Consider the following 19,304-nt stretch of genomic DNA (forward strand, 5'->3'; position numbering starts at 1 on the left):
GTGTGTATCCGATTTGTAGATTACAAGTCAGCTATAGCGGATACACACAACTAATCCAGAGATTCACCTATTTTAGAAAAATGATATTTCTATAATGTGTTAATTACCTTGTTATGAGAATTGAATTGTGTTCTATTCTGTAAAGCAGATAAATCACCATCTAAATTCTTCAGGTTGGGAAGGAAAGCTGCGGCGACCGAACAAAGCAAGGGGAGCAGACCCAAAGACAAGAATAAGAAAGGCAGACCATAGAGTTCTGCAACCGCTGCACCTGCAAAAGCACCTACAGGCTGTAGTCCGCCACCAATGAGGAACCGTATTGAGTTGACTCGGCCTTGAAGAGGTCCGGGGACAAGTGTACCATGCAAAGCTGAACTGAGAGAACCAAAGAAAGGTCCTGCTGCACCAGCGGCACATAAGGCAACGAGCGCAAACGGATAACTCGGGAATAGGCCCAGTAAGGCGTTAAAAAGCCCGATGGCGGCTAGGCTGCACAACATAACTGTCCGTCGTCTTTTGATTTCACCCATCCACGAGATGACCAAAAGTCCTATTAATGTGCCACATGCTGAAGCAGTGGTGAGTGTACCCATAGCAGCGGCATCCCGATTTAACACTTCACGAACAAAAGGAATCATCATCGTCCAGATTGCTACAGAAGACATGTTGCTGATCGAAACCATTCCCATAATCGAAAGCATGGCCGGGAAACTACGATAAAAGGAGAAACCTTCATGGATATCTCTGAAATAAGCCTTAATTGAAAATGAGGACTTAGCTGCTACTGGCTTCTGCATTGTGGGCAGATAGAGCAACGTGGCAATGGCGGCGGTGTAACAAACGGCGTTGATGCCCAGCGTTGGCAACGCCCCAGCTACGGCAGTAAGAGCTCCGGCTAAGGCTGGGCCCAACAAAGCAGCTGCATTACGGCAGCCGTCGATTACCGCGAATGCACGCACCAATTTGTGTTTATCTGATACTCCGGGAATAATTGCCATTGCGGTGGGCATGAATAGGGCAGAACATGCCCCGCTTAGTCCTGCGGCCAGGAAAAGATGCCATAATTGCAAGTGTCCTGCGAGTCCCAGACTCAGCGGTAATAAGAGAGCAAGCAACCTAACAGAAGCAAGCACTGCCATGAACCGCCCTCGGTGTAACCGATCGGCTAACGGCGAGCCGAGCAACCGAATGGCCACTTCTGGAATGCTAAAGCTTAGTGCCATCGCACCCATGGCCATCTTAGATGCAGTTATTTCATAGACAAGCCATTCCATAGCCAGAAGACCAAATACGTCACCAAATGAACTCAGAGTGACAGTCGCTAGTAAACCATAATAACTGCGCTTAAGCATGAGTGTTCCTCCGTGTGCGTAGGTTAAAGGGCATGATCATCATTCTTCAATATAAGCTGAAATCTGTTCCGAAAGCTTGTTGAGAGCTTCTAAACGCAAGCTGTAAGAGGTCGTTTTCTGGTTATGATGCACGATGACAAGCCCCGCTGCCCTTAATGAAATCAGGTGGTAGTGAACCGTACTTTTAGAAAGTTTAACCTCGCTAACGATCTCAGTGAATGTTAACTGCCTTCCAGCCAACAGGCGGAGGATATATAATCTGGTCTCGTCGGACAAAGCTCGCGTTAGACGCAACAACCGATGTTCAGGCCGACCCGTTGCTGGTGGGAGAATATCGGCAGAGTAACTTGTGAAAATCACTTCATCAAAGATGGCTGAGGTGACAAAGGGACGAGCATGATATTGAGGGATTAGAATCACTTGTTTGAGCAGAGGAGTGGGGTATAGACGCATACCTTCTGTTGCCTCCTCATAGACCTCTAAGTCATTGGTTCCGTTTAAACTGGACTGTCTGGTTTCAGCTTCTAAGGCGAGACCTTCGATAATCGCCGAATCAATTTGGCTGAAATAGTGGGTATCCCATTCACGCAGCGCTTCGGATGTCCGGCTGCGCAGTTCCGGGAGATTGGAGGGAACGGACAACTTCACATTAGCAGCGATGTCATATAGCTGGCCCGTGGTTAGGTCTTCAAGCCAATCCAAAAAACCACTCACTGAGCGTTCACCGGGACAACTCCAAATATAAGGTGCAAGGCTAAAATCATCTACAAGTTTCATCGTCTCCCGCATTTGTTGTAGTTTGGCAGGTGCGAACCGATCTTGTACTTCTCTGACCCATAGTTTTCCAGCATCCAGAGCATTATGATTCTGTTTACTCATGAAAACCGTCAGGCTGCTTACACATTCATAAATTGGCGCGAAATCAACTTCCACTTTGTAGTTCATAGCTCGAATTTCCCCCTGTTCTTTCTTGTTCTATATTTATAGAACAACTAATTTGTTTTATTTTATACGAACAATTATGGGTTTGCAACAAAAATGTCCAATGATTTGCTTATTCTCTTCAACGAAAAAAGACGTTCCCACGGGTGGCGAGCACCTGAAGAAGCGTCTTTATGATTTATAATGACAGCAAAATGAGCAGTCTGGTTTTAAAATAACTGAATAATACTCACCGATAGTGTATATTGAAAATTTAATCTTGGTTGAGTGCTGCTATCTGATCTTTCACATTTACATTACTTAATCCCCCGTGGTAACAAATGACAGATGTAATATCGAAATCTGCATATTTTCTCAACGAGAGCTTTGCTGCGTTCATATCCGGTGTAGTCGGGGCGTGAATTCCACCAAGTATACCTTCTACACTGTACATGGAATCCCCGGCAATGAGAGTTTTACTTTCCTTCAAATAAAGACTGATATGACCGGGTGTGTGTCCAGGCGTGTGAATAACGCGAATCCCGCCGCAAAACGGCAGTTCCTGACCATCTATTAAAGTATGGTTTACTGTGCCCTTTGGCGGATTATCCAGGTGACCATCTTTTATCAGAGGCAGTTCCCCTTGGATGTACGGCTTATCCAATTCGTGTGCATATACATAAACAGCGTTGCCACGCGTCTGTAAAATCTCCGGTAGATTCCCTATATGATCGACATCCTGATGGGTCAAAATAACTGCATTTAATTGGTCTATTGAAACGCCAGCCTTCTCCATTGCCACACGTAAATCCTTAAATTGACCTGGAAAACCAGTGTCTATTAGAATAGTCATTTCTTGATCCTTTAAAAGAATAGGGTGTATCACATTCCCATGATAGTCCAGATGGAGCATTTCGACTCCCTTTGAAATTTCCATAATATTAATCCTCCGTAGAAAGAAATTTATAAATAAAGTATCTCTTTGTAAACGAATCAAGTCATTAAAAAGATACGGGATAGAATTGGAAAAAAAGATTATTGTTTTCTCGTGAACCAAACCAAGTATAGGATGATCTAATGAATAGAAGGAATGAAGGGAAGGGGGAGCATTGGTGGATTTATCAGAAAAAGCCGAACTTGCAAGGCAAGGAGATAAGGAAGCTTTTGTATTTTTAATACGTGCTGTTCAACAAAGCCTATTTGTTATAGGAAGATCAATCGTTAAAACGGATGAAGATTGTGCAGATGCGATACAGGAGACCATTGCTAAAGCTTTTTCTAATGTACATACACTGAAAGAGCCAACTTATTTTAAAACTTGGATCATTCGGATTTTAATCAATGAGTGTAATCGGATTATTAAGAAAAAAAAGCGAGTATCCCTTGTCCCTTATGATATGAGAAAGACATCTTATAAGGGGGATTTTGAACAAATTGAGCTGTTTGAGGTAATTGACGAATTGGATGAACAGCTTCAAACCATCGTGACACTTTTTTATATCGAGGACTTATCGGTCAAGGAAATATCTAGAGTGCTTGAAGTTTCCGAAGGAACAGTAAAGTCAAGGTTATTCAGGGCCAGACGACAATTATCAGAGCTCGTTCTAGAGGAAGGAGAGGGCAAATATGAATTTTCATGATCCGGTTGACCGTGAGATCAAGCAATTATTAAATGCTAAAAGAAAAGACCTGATCATTCCTGATACAGTACAACTTGCTATGGAGAACGCACTTTCCTCCATTTCGGAGCAGAAGGTAAAAAAGAAATATCCCCATAAAAAATGGAGATGGGCAGCAGTAGCTTTAGCCCTCTTTTTCATCCTAGGAGCGGTTTCGATTTATTCCGTACCAACATTTGGTGAGATGATCCGGTCTTTATTTGCCAAGGATAACCCGGATATTGGACTTTTGCGGGCACAAGAATTGGGACTAGTGCATAATCCTCACATTAAAGTCAAGGACAAAGGTTATACGCTGGTAATTGATGAAGCAGTTGCAGACCCTACCCGAGTGACGATGGCTCTTCAACTCTTTGATAAAAAAGGTAAGCACGATCGCTATAAGTTACTCCTTGGAGATCTGAACAACATTACAATCAAAGATGCTAACGGTAAAGACTTGGACACCATGTACGATATGGGGTACACAAATGATTTTTATTATATGGTTGCTTTCTTCAATGAGCCATTGGAGACAGACAAGATTACGATAGAAGGGAATATTGGGACGCTTGGCAACAGAAACGAGCCTTCCATTGAAGGAGAATGGAACTTTAGCTTTGATATAGATATGAGAGAGGCTAACCAGCAAACGAAGATAGAAGAATTATCAGGTAGCTACACAACGCCACACGGAATGACAGTCACTTTAAAGAGGTTAACGAGAATGGTACAAGGAGTCCGTTTTGAACTGGAGACTGAACTTAATGATGCTGCAATGGCAAGGTCACCCGGTGATTTATGGGAAAAGCAGATGTTGAGCTTTCACTTTGAAACTAAAGAGAATGAAGAAATTCATTCGGTAAATTCGAGAAAGAATGGTGACATGGTTAGTCTGATGTCTACTGATTATGCAGTCATTGGAGACGGGAAGATTCGTTGGAGTTATATTTTCAAGTACTTGCCAGAGCATGAACCATATCGTTTTATTTTGGATGGTTACTCGGTCGCGGAAACAGACGGTAGCAGAATTTCCTTTAGGCCATCGGAGCTGATAGAACCCAAATCTTTTCAAATATTAACAGACCGCATAGAGTTGGTTGGGACGTCGCTTGAGGACTCACAAAACCCTGATGCCACATTTGAAACAGCCGTATCGTTCTACGGGGAAATGGATAACGAAATAAACAATGAAGAATGGAAAGCATACGATTCAGCAGGCAAGCAGTATGACGTTAGTAAGTGGGGGATTTCAACCTTAAAAAATACGCTTTCTAATAATTGGAGAGAGGGATTTATTAGTATGGGGAATCGCGATACGCAGCAGCCTTATGAATATCGGATTATGGGGTTAGACCACATTCCGGAGGAACTTATCCTGGTAAGACGTGTAGTGGATAAAAGGTACAAAGACCCGGACTGGTCCGTAATGCTAAAATAATTTATTAATGTGTAGTCTATCCAGCACTAATATCCTCAGCATCACTTTCACAGCCGCCCTTCTGGGCGGCTTTTTGCATATTTGTTTTCCTGTAGGTAGAAGTCGATTTTTAGAAGGAAAACAGACATAAATCTAAACATATTAGAGATTAATCTTTAGTTTGTCAGGTTTTTATGTAACCGTTATCATTCTATAATTTAGTCAGAAAGGAGGTAAAAGTAAAAAAAGAATTGCATCAAATGGTAATTGAGAACTTCAACCGAGAATCAGACGAAAGCAGTCGATAAGGCAAATACAATCATATTGGGAGGTAGAGTATGTTTAAATTTAGCAAAAAAATGTTGACGGTCATTCTTGCGGCTTCCATGAGTTTTGGCGTGTTTGCAGCAACCTCAAGTGCAGCGACAGATTATTGGCAGAATTGGACCGATGGCGGCGGTACGGTTAATGCTGTGAATGGGTCGGGCGGAAATTACAGTGTGACATGGCAAAATACGGGGAACTTTGTTGTTGGTAAAGGCTGGAATGTTGGATCTCCAAACCGGACAATTAACTATAATGCTGGGGTTTGGTCTCCATCCGGCAATGGCTATTTGACACTCTACGGGTGGACAAGAAATGCACTTATTGAATATTACGTTGTAGATAGCTGGGGCACTTACCGACCAACAGGAACGTTTAAAGGTACTGTCACCAGTGACGGAGGAACATATGACATCTATACAACGATGCGATATAATGCACCTTCCATTGATGGCACACAAACCTTTGCCCAGTACTGGAGCGTAAGACAGTCGAAGAGAGCGACCGGGGTTAACTCCGCTATTACGTTCAGCAACCATGTGAACGCATGGGCAAGTAAAGGAATGAATCTGGGTAGCAGTTGGTCATACCAGGTGTTAGCGACAGAAGGATATCAAAGCAGCGGAAGTTCTAACGTAACGGTGTGGTAAGTAATCCATGGTAAGCAACCCCACGGTGATCCGTTTAATGAAAGTAAAACAGATTTTTATACATTAGGGACAGGCTCAATGCCTTTTCCTCAGTTCTACCATCAGTCCGGAAATGTTGAAGGCCGTTTCAGTCAGACAAACGGTCTTCGACGTTGCCGCATACGAATGGCAGGCATCATAGCCAATTATTTTCCCATTAGCTTAAAGGAGATTGTTCAATGAGAAAGCTATTAATGTTCTTTTTAATAGCAACAATGGTAGTGATGAGTGCTTGTTCGCAGGATAAACCCGAACCGGAGGATAACCTTGTATTCGTGCAAGGTGGAACGTTTAAGAACAACAAGTCCAATTTTGCTGGAAGAAATGCGACCCTGTCTAACTTTTATATCGGGAAATATGAGGTAACTCAAAAAGAGTGGGAAGATGTCATGGGAAATAACCCCTCCGGATTCAAAGGAGATCAATTACCGGTAGAAATGGTGAGTTGGTATGATGCGGTAGAGTATTGCAATCAAAGAAGTATACAAGAGGGCTTGAAGCCGCATTACAACATCGATAAGGATACCAAAGACCTTAATAATAAGAATGAGAACGATAATATTAAATGGATAGTAACCATTAATGAGGGAACTAATGGTTACCGACTGCCTACAGAAGCGGAATGGGAATATGCCGCAAGCGGAGGTCAGGATAGCAAGAATTACACATACAGCGGCAGCGACAACGCCGACAAAGTCGCATGGTATTGGAAGAACGCCGGGGACAAAATCTTAACTGGAGACTGGAACTGGCCTGCCATAGAGAGCAACAAAAACCAAACCAAATCGATTGGTACTCAACAGCCCAACGAGCTTGGTATCTACGATATGTCTGGCAATGTAAGAGAATGGTGCTGGGACTGGTACAGCGATGCTGAGAGCCAAATGGCTTCATTTCGGGTAATAAAAGGCGGGGGCTGGATCGGTGGTGTCAACAATAACGAGATCGCTTTTCGAGGCAAATTCGATGCAAATGGTTTTGGTCCGGATCAGGGGTTTCGTGTTGTTCGCGGAGAATAGTCGAAACGTTGTAAAGTACCCAAATAGTTTAAGACGGCCCTATATGCTGCAAAGTAGGTCGTTGAACTTAAAGAGATGCCAAGGCTATAGCAGATTAGCCGGGGCATCTCTTTTTGAAATGCTTGTATTTCATTCTAATGCACAGGATCGGAAAGGTGATGCATTGTTTGTCGTACAAATCGACCCTTTATTTTGCAGGATCAAAAAGTATCCTACGACACAAAAATGATCGGATCATACAAAAAAGTGCGTACTATTCAACGATCAGGGCACCTGATAATCTAACATTCGAAGGGCAAGTTGAATTGTAGTTCAATATAAAAATCGTACTGAAGGGGTGGGAAAAATGCCAGCGTATCAACTTCACTTGAAAGATAAACGGATCGTATGGGGAAACGCAATAGATGTGGAGTCTCTCATTGGCACATATCCACAGGATTCAATTAGACCAGGAGAGAATGTGGCTTTGGATTGGAAATTGCCTAATGGCATATATAGAGCAAAAGAGGTCGTCATAGAGCTGGATAAACTGCTTGAGGCGATACTGGTTCAGCTGGGCGAACCGATAGACGGTAATCCTTCGGTGTTATTGGACAGCCTTCAGGCCAATTTGGCGATCTCCGGTGATCTTTCATCACTACCGCTTGGACCTTTGGCTTTGAAGGATAAGGCAGGTGTTGAAATTACGGCACAGGCGGCACGTATCGGTGAACAATTGGTTCTCTGGGCACGAGAGATTAATTCTGAAAAGAGGGCACTGGCACAATATGGACCGGAAACTCTAGGAGAGCTGGAATTTAGAAGTCATTGCTATGGTCATACCCTGATACCGGAAGCTATTGCTCAGGTTTGGGGTCCCGCTGGGGGACCAAGAGTTATGCAGTTATATAATGAATACTTGCACCAATTTGTATTGCTGCGGGATGCATTACTTCCCTTTGCCAATTGGGAACAAGTACCGTTTGAAGTCATGGAACACACGCAATTCAAAGGATTACGTTTTCTGGAGCCTGCCCGTAAGGTCTTTTTAACTCAATTGCTCGGGAAGGAATTAACTCACAAGGCGATTGTTCAATATGCACAGAGTGTGCTTAGCTCGAGTTTGACCTCTGCTGGTTACGGCTTTCAATATCCTTTGGGAACTGTGTTGCCCGCTGGATTGGGAGAGTCGGCTGGTACGGCTGCACGTTATCTTCTGAAGTGGCATCCGGTACAAACCATTGAGACTGAAGATACAAAAGATTTAGTTGCCATCTCTTTCGAATATGAATATGACGATTATTATGCTGCACCACGCGACGAAGCAGGAACGGGTATACCTGGCAGCAAGGATCACTTTCACATTTCAGAGAATCATAGTGATCTTCCATCCATCGCACGGCTGCTTCCGAATACAGATTCAGATCGAACGACCTTGCGTTTCAGACTGGAGAGGGAAGGTCATGTATCATCTAGTGTAGAACCTAGTGTGGATCTCGGTCAGCTCTTCAGGGGACATCGATTTTCATATCTGCCTGAAAAGAACAACCATTCCAAGGATGCTACTGTGAAGCGAACATCAACCAGCATTCATCAGGTAGCAGACATTTTGTCGCATTCCGGATTGGTGACAAATACGGATAATGGAGTCCATGTCATACCAACAGGCGGAAATGAACTTGTACAGTGGGCTTTGTTAGGCAAGCTGTATCCCGAAAATGTGGTGTTAGTGGACAAAGGAGATCAAGAGGAGCTGGAAGCAGCTTTGGTTTCTGGGAAGGGGTATGGAACGCAATTTTTGGTGTTGTAATGCTATAAACCATTCGTGACAGATGATATGACGACGGCAGCGTACTCGTACAGAGCTGCTGCCGTCTAATTACGACTACTTTAATTTACATTAGCGATGTCGCGGCGAGAGTCATCATTGTCGCAAGATACTTCGTCGGGGAATTTCTCGATATAAGTCGTGCCAAACTTGCACAACATCTGTAGCATGGGGGCCAGTTCCTCGCCCAGATCGGACAAATAATATTCTACTTTTGGCGGTGCAACCGGATAGACCTTGCGAATAATCAGGCCGTCACTTTCAAGCATTCTGAGCTGCATTGTAATCATGCGTTGGGTTGCGTCAGGAAGAAGTCGCTGAAGCTCATTAAACCGAATGGGACCTTTAGTTAAGTGATTGAGTATAGAAATTTTCCATTTGCCGCTAAGTAAGCTCATGACAATTTCCGAGGTACAGCGATAGGTTTTATTTCTAAAGTTAATCATCCTCCAACACATCTCTTTCACTTTGATTTTGTACTCCCCACTCACATAAACCTTCCAGAACAGGCAATAACGTTTCCGCTTTATCGGTCAGTCTGTACTCGACTTTAGGCGGGACTTGTGGATACTCTTTCCGTTCGACCATACCATCCGCTTCTAATTCTTTTAGTTGTGAACTCAGTGTTTTAAACGTAATCGCTCCAATTTGTCTTTTCAGTTCATTGAAGCGTACCGGTTGGTTTTCTGCCAAAAGATAAATAATGACCATCTTCCATTTGCCGCCAATGACAGACAATGTATAGCCAAAAGGCGTATCTTGAATATGTTTAACCTTACCTTGATATTCAGCCATGCTCATATTTATGCTATCCTTTCGGGTAGTACCTGTCATAATAGTGCGTACTACTTTTTGATTTGCGTTCAGTTTATACTAACCTTACTTTGAAGTAAAGGAGAGAAAACATGAATCAAAAAACAATACGTCTGTTAATGCCTCAATGGCAAGGGGGAAATAATCCTAACTACTCTTTTGGGGCGGAACTGCTTGCCTGGCTGGCTCCTGATAATGATCAACCCCTGATTCAAGTTCCTGTACAAGCATATGATGGAACCCCACTGGAAAACGAGAATGGTGTGAATGGAAGAAAACAGCTCATTGAACAACTCGAAGCAGCCCAGCATATTATTCATGCTCACAAGCCTGACCGTATCGTCATGTTTGGTGGGGATTGCTTGGTCGAACAAGCTCCGTTTGCCTATTTAAACGAACGGTATAATGGAGAATTAGGCTTAATCTGGATCGACGCGCACAGCGATTTGGTTGGTTACGCGGGTTATGATAACGGACATACGTTACCTCTGGGTAATCTTTTGGGAGAAGGGGATGAAGAGTTTGCAAAACATGTAAAAATCCCTCTAAAACCTGAAAATGTCTTTATCGCGGGGTTGGCAACACCTACAGAACAGGAAATCGAAGTGATCTCAGAAGCTTTTGAACGATTAGGTATAACGACAGCAGAATCAGATACTGAAATGATTCAAAGACTTGGCATTAAAACTGCCGGAGCCGAAGAATTAACGAAAAGTACAGCATCCATCAAAGAGTGGATCAAAGAAAGCGGTATTAAACATCTGGCTATTCACCTGGATCTAGATGTGCTTGATCCTAAGGATTTTCGCTCGTTATTATTCGCGAATCCTGAAGGCCCTTATACGTACTCTCCTGCGGGAAGCTTGCAAATTCCTCAGCTCCTTCATCTGCTAAAAGAATTGTCGGAAGAAACAGATGTTGTGGGATTGGGTATTACCGAGCATATGCCATGGGATTCAATTAACTTGAAGAACCTGCTAGGGGAAATACCTATTCTAAATAAATAATATCATTCAATATACTCACCAACGGATTTATAATACTAGAATAATAGGCTTACCATAAAAAATACACTCAGACACTTTATCATTGTGTGAAGTGTATTTTTTTGTGACTGTACGTGAGATAAAAGCTTAATAACATTTGAGTGCTGATGATTTGAAGCTATGGCTGGTGATCTGGGGTGCACTGTAAGACACCATTGGTCATTCACCTACATACATTATCTCAGGACAAATGACTATTGAAGTCAGTCATGGAGGTTTTAATCTTATGTCAATTAATCATCATTCGAATACATCACATCCTTATTGGATCGAGAACGTGGGCGGGAGAGAAAGGGAAGCTATGACTCCTCATCCTGTAGTTGTGGAGGTTAGGCAAGTCGCATCCAATCAGATTGTAGTGACGTACGATCAGCCAGCGGATTTAGCATCAGCAACAAACATATCGAATTATTGGATAAGAAGTAATATGTCTAGTCCATCAGATATAGCCAGTGTAGGAATGGGAGAAGCCATCACGAAAGAAAACACGATTCGTGCTGATCGGGGGATGATAGCTCCTATTAATAATTCCAAAACGAGATTTGTTATAACCTTCAATGTTAACGCGACTATGGGTGTTCTTTATATTTTGCTTCCATGCTTTGTCAATTTGGAGGGGAGATCCGGATTCACTGGTGGAAATTGGGGACCGTTCAGTAGAAATATGTTTATTGGGTTGTAGTAAACAGTTCAATAGGGCATGAACACAAAAAGTCGCCAGAAATGGCGACTTTTTTATCGATAGAAAGGGTCAGATTTCAAGTTTACGTGTACCGAGCCACTTCACCATTTCTGGGTCGTTATGAGAAAAGAACAGACTTTGCTTCGTATCTAATGCAGTAATTGATTCCATATCATTTTGGCTTAATTCAAAGTCAAAGATATTGAAGTTCTCAACAATTCTCTCTTTACGAACAGACTTCGGAATGACAACGACTTCTCTTTGTGTCAACCAGCGTAAAACGACCTGTGCAACAGATTTATTCACTTTTTTCGCAATGGATAGCAATACATCATTCTGGAAAAGATCATTTCTTCCTTCAGCAAAAGGCGCCCAGGATTGAATCTGAACATTATTTTCTTTCATAAAAGCAGCACTTTCGATTTGTTGATAGAAAGGGTGTGTTTCAACCTGGTTTACCGCAGGAACTACCTCATTATGAATGATTAAATCGATCAGACGATCCATCTGGAAGTTGCTAACTCCAATAGCACGGACCTTTCCTTCACGATACAATTCCTCCATAGCGCGCCAAGAGCCGTACACATCGCCAAAAGGCTGATGAATTAAATACAGATCCAACACATCCAATTGCAATCGATCCAGAGATTTTTGGAATGCTTTTTTAGTGTTTTCATATCCAGTATCCTGAACCCAAAGCTTTGTAGTAATAAATAATTCTTCTCTTGGGACACCACTTCGTTTAATGGCTCGACCAACGGCTTCTTCGTTCAGATATGAGGCAGCTGTATCAATCAGGCGATATCCTGCCATAATGGCATCGTAAACGCTTTGTTCGCATTCATTTTGATCTGCAATTTGATAAACACCAAAACCCATAATGGGCATCTCCACACCATTGTTAAGTATTACTTTTTCCATGTTAAAGCCCTCCTTCTTATAGGTTTATTATGTACCAAATCATCATTCTAGCGTTATATCATTCATATCAAATGTTTGCCTAATTATCTCACAGGACGTATAAAATTGATTTTTGACATTCAAGTAAAAGACTTCTATTCCGCTGAATAGAAGTCTTTGGATCTCCCTCTGAAAATCCCCTTTTCCAACCTTCCAAGCCAATTGAAAGAACTAAGCTATCTTTTATAGCTTGACCCAGGCCACCAGCCCATCGGGTTGATCCGGGTTAATACCATGGCGTTCGGCATTAGCCAAAGCAGCGATTTGCGAGATGAAAATGAAAGGAATACCCCGTACCGCTGTATTAAGCGGATGACTAGTTGTGATCTCAAGGTCGATGAACTTCTGCGGGATACCCATTGTTCGATCGGCAAACGTGATAATGGTGGCTCCACGCTCCTTAATATCCCTCAACAGATTGCGTTGATGCTCAATACCGCTGTCCGACAAGGCAGCAATCACTAAAGTATCCGAACCCACGGTGACCATCGGCCCGTGCCGAACGTCAAGAAGATGGTATGCGTGGGCTTGTGTCTTGGCAATTTCGGTCAGAGCGATGGCACCCTCGGCTGCGAGGCCTTGTAGTTCACCGTCTGCAAGCAGGACTGCATTCGTCCAATTGAAGTCGGAGACACGGCGGATGCTGTCCTCTACACGTGCCATGTAGGCTTCACCTTGATGAATCGCTTCCTGCATATCGATAATCAGCTCCTCATCACCAGCAAGAAAAGCGGCAAGCAGCAGATTGGCTGCATACAGATTGGTTACTGTGCGGGTCTGGCAAACGCTATGGTCGAAAGCCCAGGGCAGTTCCAGAGGGAACTCAGCGTTTTTGGATAACGGCGAGCCCGTTACACAAGAAATCGTTAATAATGGAATACGTTGATCGGACTGAAGTAAACGCAATGCTTCAACGACCTCACTCGTACTGCCAGATCGTGACGGCGCTATGATCAGGCTACCCTCCAGCATGGGACGATAGCGGTCTGCATGGAGCATGAGATCACCAGCGGCAAGTGACATTGCAGGCAGGCCAGCACGCAAACGGAAGGAAAAAGCGGCCGCTTCGCTCAAGCAATAGCTGGACCCGGCGCCAACAAAGGTTACGGAGGTAATCGCTTGAGCTTGGACAAAGGCAGTAAATTCCGTGCGCTTGGCCAGTAAATAGTTGTAGGTCTGCTGTAGGGCCTTATATTGTTCTTTTACTTCACGATACGTCAAACTCATAAAAATACCTCCCGGGAATGATTTAGATTGATAGCTTCAGTTTGTGATCTTTTCGATCAAATATATAGTTAAATGATTGTGATAATCATAATTATGCCTTTATATCCCTGTAAATTGCAATAGTTTTCCAAAATAATGATTGATTTAATCAAATAAAAAGATTATTATGATCACAAGCTAGAAATCATCAAATGTTTCCCATACTCATCTGACCCGTGAAGGGAGGTGCAGGATCGTTCAAATCGTCGCTATGTAACGACGAAACCTTAAAAGGGGGAATGGATATGCCACTGATCTCGTCCACTGAAATGCTGCAAACAGCTCGCAGGGATCAATACGCCATCGCTGCATTTAACGTTCATACCCTGGAAATGCTTCAGGCTGTCGTTGAAGCGGCTGTAGAAACCGAATCACCGCTCATTATTCAAACCACGGTGGGCACAGTCAACCACTTGGGACCAGATTACATTGCTCATGCGGCTAAAACCGCAGCGGACTTGACGGATATCCCCATCGCACTTCATTTGGATCACTGCACTGATTTTTCAACGATTATCCGATGCATACGAGCAGGTTATACCTCCGTTATGATCGATGCATCCATGTATCCTTTTGAAGAAAATGTGAACCTAACCCGTAAAGTGATGGAGGTTGCTCAGGCATCTGGCGTAAACGTGGAGGCTGAGCTTGGTAAGGTTGGCGGCGTTGAGGACGATATTGTCGTCGAGGAACAGCATGCTTCTCTAGCAGATCCGGAAGATTGCGTGCAGTTTGTTGAACGTACTGGTGTAACTACACTGGCTCCAGCAATCGGTACCGCACACGGTATTTATAAGGGACAGCCGAACATAGATTTTGAACGAATTGAAACCATTGCGAATCGAGTATCTGTTCCTTTGGTGCTGCACGGTGGTTCGGGCATACCAGCTGAACAGATTCATCGGGCGGTTGCACTTGGGATGTCCAAGGTAAATATAGCCACAGAGCTGCGTATTGCTTTTTCCGAAGCTATCAAAGATGTATTTTTAATCCATCCAGAAGAGAATGATCCACGTAAATACATGGCTCCGGCGAAGGGAGCAGTTAAACGGCTTGCCATGGAGAAAATACGGTTATGTGGAAGCACTGGCAAAGCCGGCGTAGTCCGATGATTACCACGGTCACACTCCATGCGGCCATCGACCGGACATTATACGTTGACAAGTTTGGCGTAGGTCAAATGCATCGGGTGACAAGACAGGTTAATGAGCCGGGCGGCAAAGGCAATAACGTAGCCAAGGTGATCCGGCAGCTCGGCGGTGAAGTCACAGCTACAGGCATTATTGCCGGCAATAACGGTGTATTTATTGAGAGAAATCTGACTGAACGAGGGATACGGACTGCTTTTATCCAATCAGCGGGAGACTCACGAGTCTGCCTCAACATTGTGGATGATTCCAGTGGTAGCTCTACCGAGCTGCTTGGGCAGGGTCCAAATATGTCAGAAGCTGAAGTTGAAGCGATCAAGAAAAAAGTACAGGAGCTCGCCATCCAGTCTAGTGCAGTTATTATGTCTGGAAGCTTGCCCCCAGGTGCACCGGACACATTGTACGCAGAACTGATTTGTATTGTTCGTTCAGCAGGCGCGCGAGCCTTTCTGGATACAGGTGGAACAAGTTTCACCATTGGGCTGAGTGCAACACCCCATTTCGTGAAGCCGAATGAGCAGGAGCTGGCCGAATGGCTGGGGCAGAAGCCAAGAAACGTGAGCGAATGGGCCCGTGCAGCGCACAGGTTGGCGGATCAAGACATTGATGAGGTGTGCATAACACTCGGCAGTGACGGTGCTCTGGCTATTTTAAACGGAAAAGCATATATGGTGAAGCCGCCAACCATTCAGCCTGTGAATACGGTAGGTTGCGGAGACGCCTTTGTTGCCGGCATGGCATATGCAGGAGAGCGCGGCGATTCGGATGAGTCCAGACTGCGTACGGCTGTCGCGGCTGCTGCTACGAATGCAATGTCTTCTAAAGCAGGTGACATCGACTATGTTCTGTTTGAGGAGTACGAACATCAGGTGCAAATTATACCTTTATGATGGTTGAAGGTTTTGAAAATCAGCTTCATATCCCTCATGAATAACCGTTAGAGAGATACTTTTCTTATGGGATGCAGTTCACGTCGACATATTGCAATCCATCCTTTCATCCTACACAATAGAGCTAGCACGGGCTGAAGTTAACGGATATCATGCAGGCCCAGACATATTAAAGGAGAGACTTATGCAATATTCAAAGGGTGAACTGCGCAGAGCACAAACATTGGAACTGATTAAATCGCATGGAAAAATATCGCTGCAAGAGATTGTCCAGACGGTTGGCTGCTCGGAAGCAACCGCAAGACGTGACTTGGACGCACTTGAAAAAGCGGGCGAAATTATTCGAACAAATGGGGGAGCCATATATGAAGGGGGCCTGACGTCGGCGGTATCGGAGCTACCTTTTGCAGCAAAACGCGATTTCCGACGGATGGATAAGGAACGGATCGCTGCCACGGCCGCTGCCCTTGTTAAAGAGGGAGACATTATCTGCCTGACGGGCGGTACAACGACGTTCTTTATTGCGAAAGCACTCAAAAAGCATCGTAATATTACGATTGTCACCAACGCGGTGAATATTGCTTATGAATTGGCTGATGCCGAAGATATTCAGGTTGTGGTCATTGGCGGCGTTATGCGGTCTAAAAGCTACGAGTTATGCGGTCCGCTGGCAGAAAGTGTGATCGACAAAATTAACATTACGAAAATGTTTCTCGGGGTGGACGGAGTAACGCAGAATTTTGGCTTTACGATGCATTCCGAGCTTGAAGCTCGTATTGCCCAATTAACAATGGAACGTTCCAGCGAAGTTTATGCTGTATTCGATCAAAGCAAGATTGAGAAAAGTGCTTTGTTTACGATTGCTCCCTTAACTCAGGTGACAGGGGTAATTACGAATAAACAGCCGGAGGGATGGTTTGAGCAGGCGTGCCAGGAGCATCAGATTGCGATACATACAACTACAGACCACATTGCTTCTATTTAAATACGCGTAATACTCAAACGCCCTTCCCTTCATATGCTGGCTAATTTGCAGGACAAGGGAGGATATGCGAATGCATTTTTCCAAGTTTATGCTGATCATTGCGATGGTTTGTGTTGTATTCGCTGAAGCAGGCTGTTCCAGCTCCTCCTCTTCAGGCGGCGATACATCCGCAGACCCGCAAGGTAAGGTGAATCTGGTCTTTTGGAGTCATCAGGAAGACGCCATTGTGGGCGCATACAAGAAATTAATATCCAAATACCAGACCTTACACCCCGATATAACGATCGAGTATCAGACCTTTCCATATGATGTATACAGCCAGAAGCTGAAAGCCTCATTCTCCGCGAAGAAACCACCCGATATTGCCGAATTTTTCGGCACGTGGGTGCCCGAATATTCCAAGAACGATCTGCTTGTCGAAATCCCTGATAGTGAAAATGTAAAAAAAGAGTACTATGATGCTCCCCTTGGGGGATATTTGCGAGACAACAAGTTATACGGGCTGCCACTTGAATACAACATTGAGAACGGCGGCATGTTGATTCACCCGCAAATGCTCAAAGACCAAGGCTTCGATCACGCACCGTCCAACTGGACAGAGCTTGTGGATTACGCCAAAAAATTGACTGTCCGTGAGAACAATGTCATCAAAGTCAAAGGCTTCGATTTTGTATCAGCAGACAATATTACGTTTACTTTCTTATCCCTTATTTTGCAGCAAGGTGCAAGTTTTATGGGTGAAGACGAACATGTTAATTTCCACTCACCGGAGGCGGAGAAAGCGATGTCCACCTTGGTCTCGCTCGTGGCCGATGACAAAGTTGCGGATTTAACCACGTTCGGCGGTGAGCTGGATACCTCTGACTATTTTTTTCAGGGGAAATCAGCCATGACCTATCGCGGTCCCTGGACGATTGCTGCAGGACAGAACAACTATAAGGTTGATGATTTTGAATACGTTTCCGTGCCTTCCTTTACGGAAAACCCACCCGTTTTTGCTGCCGAATCCGGTTGGGGGCTTGCGGTGTCCCAAAAAAGCAAACAGCAGGAGGCTGCGCTTGATTTCATCCAATTCATCTCGGAGAAGGACAACCTCTCGACATGGAATACGGACACCTTTACCGTACCAGCCAAAAAAGAAATTGCCGAAAACCCGGAATTCCTGAAGAACAATCCTCATCTAAAGCCTTCGCTGGACATATTGGCGTTAGGTCAATGGATCGGCCCAATAGCAGACCGGGATTTCTTCTTCAAGCAGGTTAACGACAATTTCCAGCTGATGGCTAGTGGACAACAGAGTGTCCAGGACGGATTGGCTAACATCGAACAGACGATCAACGATAATCAGGATCAACATAAGTGATAGGGGTGCTGGGGCATGAGTACTGCTATATCTACCAACAAGGCGGACAAGGTTAACCCAGCGGTAAAGTCAACAGCTTACAGGGCAAAACGAAGGTTCATCATCATCTCACTCGTACCGATCTTGCTTCTGTTCGGGGTGTTTGCTTTCCTTCCCATCGCATGGAGCCTGGGCTTATCCGCATTCAAGTATGACCCGCTCAGCTCAAACGCGATATTCGTGGGGGCGGAAAACTATATTCGCATGTTCCAGGACTCCATCTTTCTGAAGTCACTGTGGGTAACCTTCAAATTTGTATTTATCGCCGTATTGATAAACATTGTCATTACGCTTTTGATTGCTTCAGCGATTCAGCGAGTCCGCATCCCGTGGCTTAAAAATGGCTTTCGGACTATATTCTTTCTTCCCACGATCGCTCCGCTGGCGGGAACGGCCATCGTATGGAATACCATGTTCAATTACAATGACGGCTTGTTCAACATGATTCTCGCCAAGATGAATATGGCGCCGATCCAGTGGCTCAGTGATCCGCATTATGCGCTCTACTCCGTCATTATGATGACCTTGTGGGCTGATATTGGCTATAATATCGTTCTTTTTATTGCGGGACTGGATTCCATCCCGGATATGTACTATGAAGCAGCGACGCTGGAGGGGGCGGGCCGCTGGCATGTCTTTCTTCATATCACACTGCCATTGCTGCGTAGAACGTTGCTGTTTGTTTCCATCACGACAGTTGTTTCCTATTTTCAGGCCTTCCCACAATTTCAGATTATGACCAAGGGCGGACCCTTTAACGAAACACGAGTGCTGTCACTGCAAATCTATGAACAGGCCTTCTCCAGCTCCAATATGGGGTACGCATCTGCTATGGCAACCGTATTTCTAATGATCATCCTGCTTGTGACGCTGCTGCAACTTCGATGGGGACGCACGCAATGGGAACATTGAGAGGAGAGGG

19 protein-coding genes are annotated in these 19,304 nt (G+C 44.4%); 12 read left to right on the forward strand and 7 right to left on the reverse strand.

The genetic code is table 11. The features are described from left to right. Positions 1-89: 89 nt before the first annotated feature. From BLV50_RS05270 to BLV50_RS05280, 3 genes are all read right to left on the reverse strand, one after another. On the reverse strand, positions 90-1,352 hold the full coding sequence (locus BLV50_RS05270) for an MFS transporter (protein ID WP_079696067.1): 1,263 nt from the start codon (positions 1,350-1,352) through the stop codon (positions 90-92). Between the two features lie 39 nt (positions 1,353-1,391). Next, positions 1,392-2,231 carry an ArsR/SmtB family transcription factor gene (locus BLV50_RS05275; protein WP_218135363.1) on the reverse strand — a complete coding sequence of 280 codons (840 nt, stop codon included), beginning with the start codon at positions 2,229-2,231 and terminating at the stop codon, positions 1,392-1,394. 316 nt (positions 2,232-2,547) lie between these two features. Beyond that, entirely contained in the window at positions 2,548-3,210 is a 663-nt protein-coding gene (locus BLV50_RS05280) for an MBL fold metallo-hydrolase (RefSeq protein ID WP_079696065.1), read from the reverse strand. Positions 3,211-3,385: 175 nt separating this feature from the next. Here BLV50_RS05280 and BLV50_RS05285 point away from each other — a divergent pair, with 175 nt between their 5' ends. From BLV50_RS05285 to BLV50_RS05305, 5 genes are all read left to right on the forward strand, one after another. Continuing rightward, entirely contained in the window at positions 3,386-3,913 is a 528-nt protein-coding gene (locus BLV50_RS05285; protein ID WP_090806298.1) for a sigma-70 family RNA polymerase sigma factor, read from the forward strand. Next, on the forward strand, positions 3,900-5,372 hold the full coding sequence (locus BLV50_RS05290) for a DUF4179 domain-containing protein (RefSeq protein ID WP_090806300.1): 1,473 nt from the start codon (positions 3,900-3,902) through the stop codon (positions 5,370-5,372). Before BLV50_RS05285 ends, BLV50_RS05290 begins: the two co-directional genes overlap by 14 nt. A gap of 317 nt (positions 5,373-5,689) precedes the next feature. Then, complete coding sequence (locus BLV50_RS05295) at positions 5,690-6,325, forward strand: glycoside hydrolase family 11 protein (protein WP_072732839.1); 636 nt, start codon at positions 5,690-5,692, stop codon at positions 6,323-6,325. A 218-nt stretch (positions 6,326-6,543) separates the two neighbouring features. After that, positions 6,544-7,383: a formylglycine-generating enzyme family protein gene (locus BLV50_RS05300; protein ID WP_090806302.1), complete on the forward strand. Its 840-nt coding sequence runs from the start codon at positions 6,544-6,546 to the stop codon at positions 7,381-7,383. A 346-nt stretch (positions 7,384-7,729) separates the two neighbouring features. Then, positions 7,730-9,172 carry a hypothetical protein gene (locus tag BLV50_RS05305; RefSeq protein ID WP_090806304.1) on the forward strand — a complete coding sequence of 481 codons (1,443 nt, stop codon included), beginning with the start codon at positions 7,730-7,732 and terminating at the stop codon, positions 9,170-9,172. A gap of 80 nt (positions 9,173-9,252) precedes the next feature. On the opposite strand, the gene BLV50_RS05310 is transcribed toward BLV50_RS05305, so the two are convergent. Then, positions 9,253-9,636, reverse strand: a complete 384-nt coding sequence (locus BLV50_RS05310) for a winged helix-turn-helix transcriptional regulator (protein ID WP_063565020.1) — start codon at positions 9,634-9,636, stop codon at positions 9,253-9,255. Next, positions 9,629-9,991 (reverse strand): winged helix-turn-helix transcriptional regulator, encoded by a 363-nt coding sequence (locus BLV50_RS05315; RefSeq protein WP_063565019.1) that lies wholly within the window; start codon positions 9,989-9,991, stop codon positions 9,629-9,631. Before BLV50_RS05315 ends, BLV50_RS05310 begins: the two co-directional genes overlap by 8 nt. Before the next feature lie 104 nt (positions 9,992-10,095). On the opposite strand from BLV50_RS05315, the gene BLV50_RS05320 reads away from it, so the two are divergent. Together BLV50_RS05320 and BLV50_RS05325 are read left to right on the forward strand one after the other, a co-directional pair. Next, positions 10,096-11,010, forward strand: coding sequence for an arginase family protein (locus BLV50_RS05320; RefSeq protein WP_090806306.1), 915 nt, complete (start codon positions 10,096-10,098; stop codon positions 11,008-11,010). A gap of 265 nt (positions 11,011-11,275) precedes the next feature. Beyond that, positions 11,276-11,731 carry a hypothetical protein gene (locus BLV50_RS05325; RefSeq protein ID WP_329959852.1) on the forward strand — a complete coding sequence of 152 codons (456 nt, stop codon included), beginning with the start codon at positions 11,276-11,278 and terminating at the stop codon, positions 11,729-11,731. Between the two features lie 69 nt (positions 11,732-11,800). Here BLV50_RS05325 and BLV50_RS05330 read toward each other — a convergent pair whose 3' ends face one another. Both BLV50_RS05330 and BLV50_RS05335 read right to left on the reverse strand, forming a co-directional pair. Next, positions 11,801-12,652: an aldo/keto reductase gene (locus BLV50_RS05330; protein ID WP_090806308.1), complete on the reverse strand. Its 852-nt coding sequence runs from the start codon at positions 12,650-12,652 to the stop codon at positions 11,801-11,803. 222 nt (positions 12,653-12,874) lie between these two features. Further along, complete coding sequence (locus BLV50_RS05335; RefSeq protein WP_072732843.1) at positions 12,875-13,918, reverse strand: SIS domain-containing protein; 1,044 nt, start codon at positions 13,916-13,918, stop codon at positions 12,875-12,877. Positions 13,919-14,202: 284 nt separating this feature from the next. Here BLV50_RS05335 and fba point away from each other — a divergent pair, with 284 nt between their 5' ends. The 5 genes from fba (at position 14,203) to BLV50_RS05360 (ending at position 19,294) form a co-directional block, all read left to right on the forward strand. Continuing rightward, the gene (gene fba / locus BLV50_RS05340) at positions 14,203-15,069 is read left to right on the forward strand and encodes a class II fructose-1,6-bisphosphate aldolase (protein WP_072732844.1); all 867 of its coding nucleotides are present in this window, start codon (positions 14,203-14,205) and stop codon (positions 15,067-15,069) included. Beyond that, the gene (locus BLV50_RS05345) at positions 15,033-15,995 is read left to right on the forward strand and encodes a 1-phosphofructokinase family hexose kinase (protein WP_090807496.1); all 963 of its coding nucleotides are present in this window, start codon (positions 15,033-15,035) and stop codon (positions 15,993-15,995) included. Before fba ends, BLV50_RS05345 begins: the two co-directional genes overlap by 37 nt. A gap of 184 nt (positions 15,996-16,179) precedes the next feature. Then, the gene (locus tag BLV50_RS05350) at positions 16,180-16,980 is read left to right on the forward strand and encodes a DeoR/GlpR family DNA-binding transcription regulator (protein WP_063565015.1); all 801 of its coding nucleotides are present in this window, start codon (positions 16,180-16,182) and stop codon (positions 16,978-16,980) included. Positions 16,981-17,050: 70 nt separating this feature from the next. After that, positions 17,051-18,343 carry an ABC transporter substrate-binding protein gene (locus BLV50_RS05355; RefSeq protein ID WP_090806310.1) on the forward strand — a complete coding sequence of 431 codons (1,293 nt, stop codon included), beginning with the start codon at positions 17,051-17,053 and terminating at the stop codon, positions 18,341-18,343. Between the two features lie 15 nt (positions 18,344-18,358). Then, complete coding sequence (locus BLV50_RS05360) at positions 18,359-19,294, forward strand: carbohydrate ABC transporter permease (RefSeq protein ID WP_063565013.1); 936 nt, start codon at positions 18,359-18,361, stop codon at positions 19,292-19,294. The last annotated feature ends 10 nt before the right edge of the window (positions 19,295-19,304 follow it).

Origin of the sequence: Paenibacillus sp. 276b, assembly GCF_900107875.1 — a bacterium.
GTDB lineage: Bacteria > Bacillota > Bacilli > Paenibacillales > Paenibacillaceae > Paenibacillus > Paenibacillus marchantiae.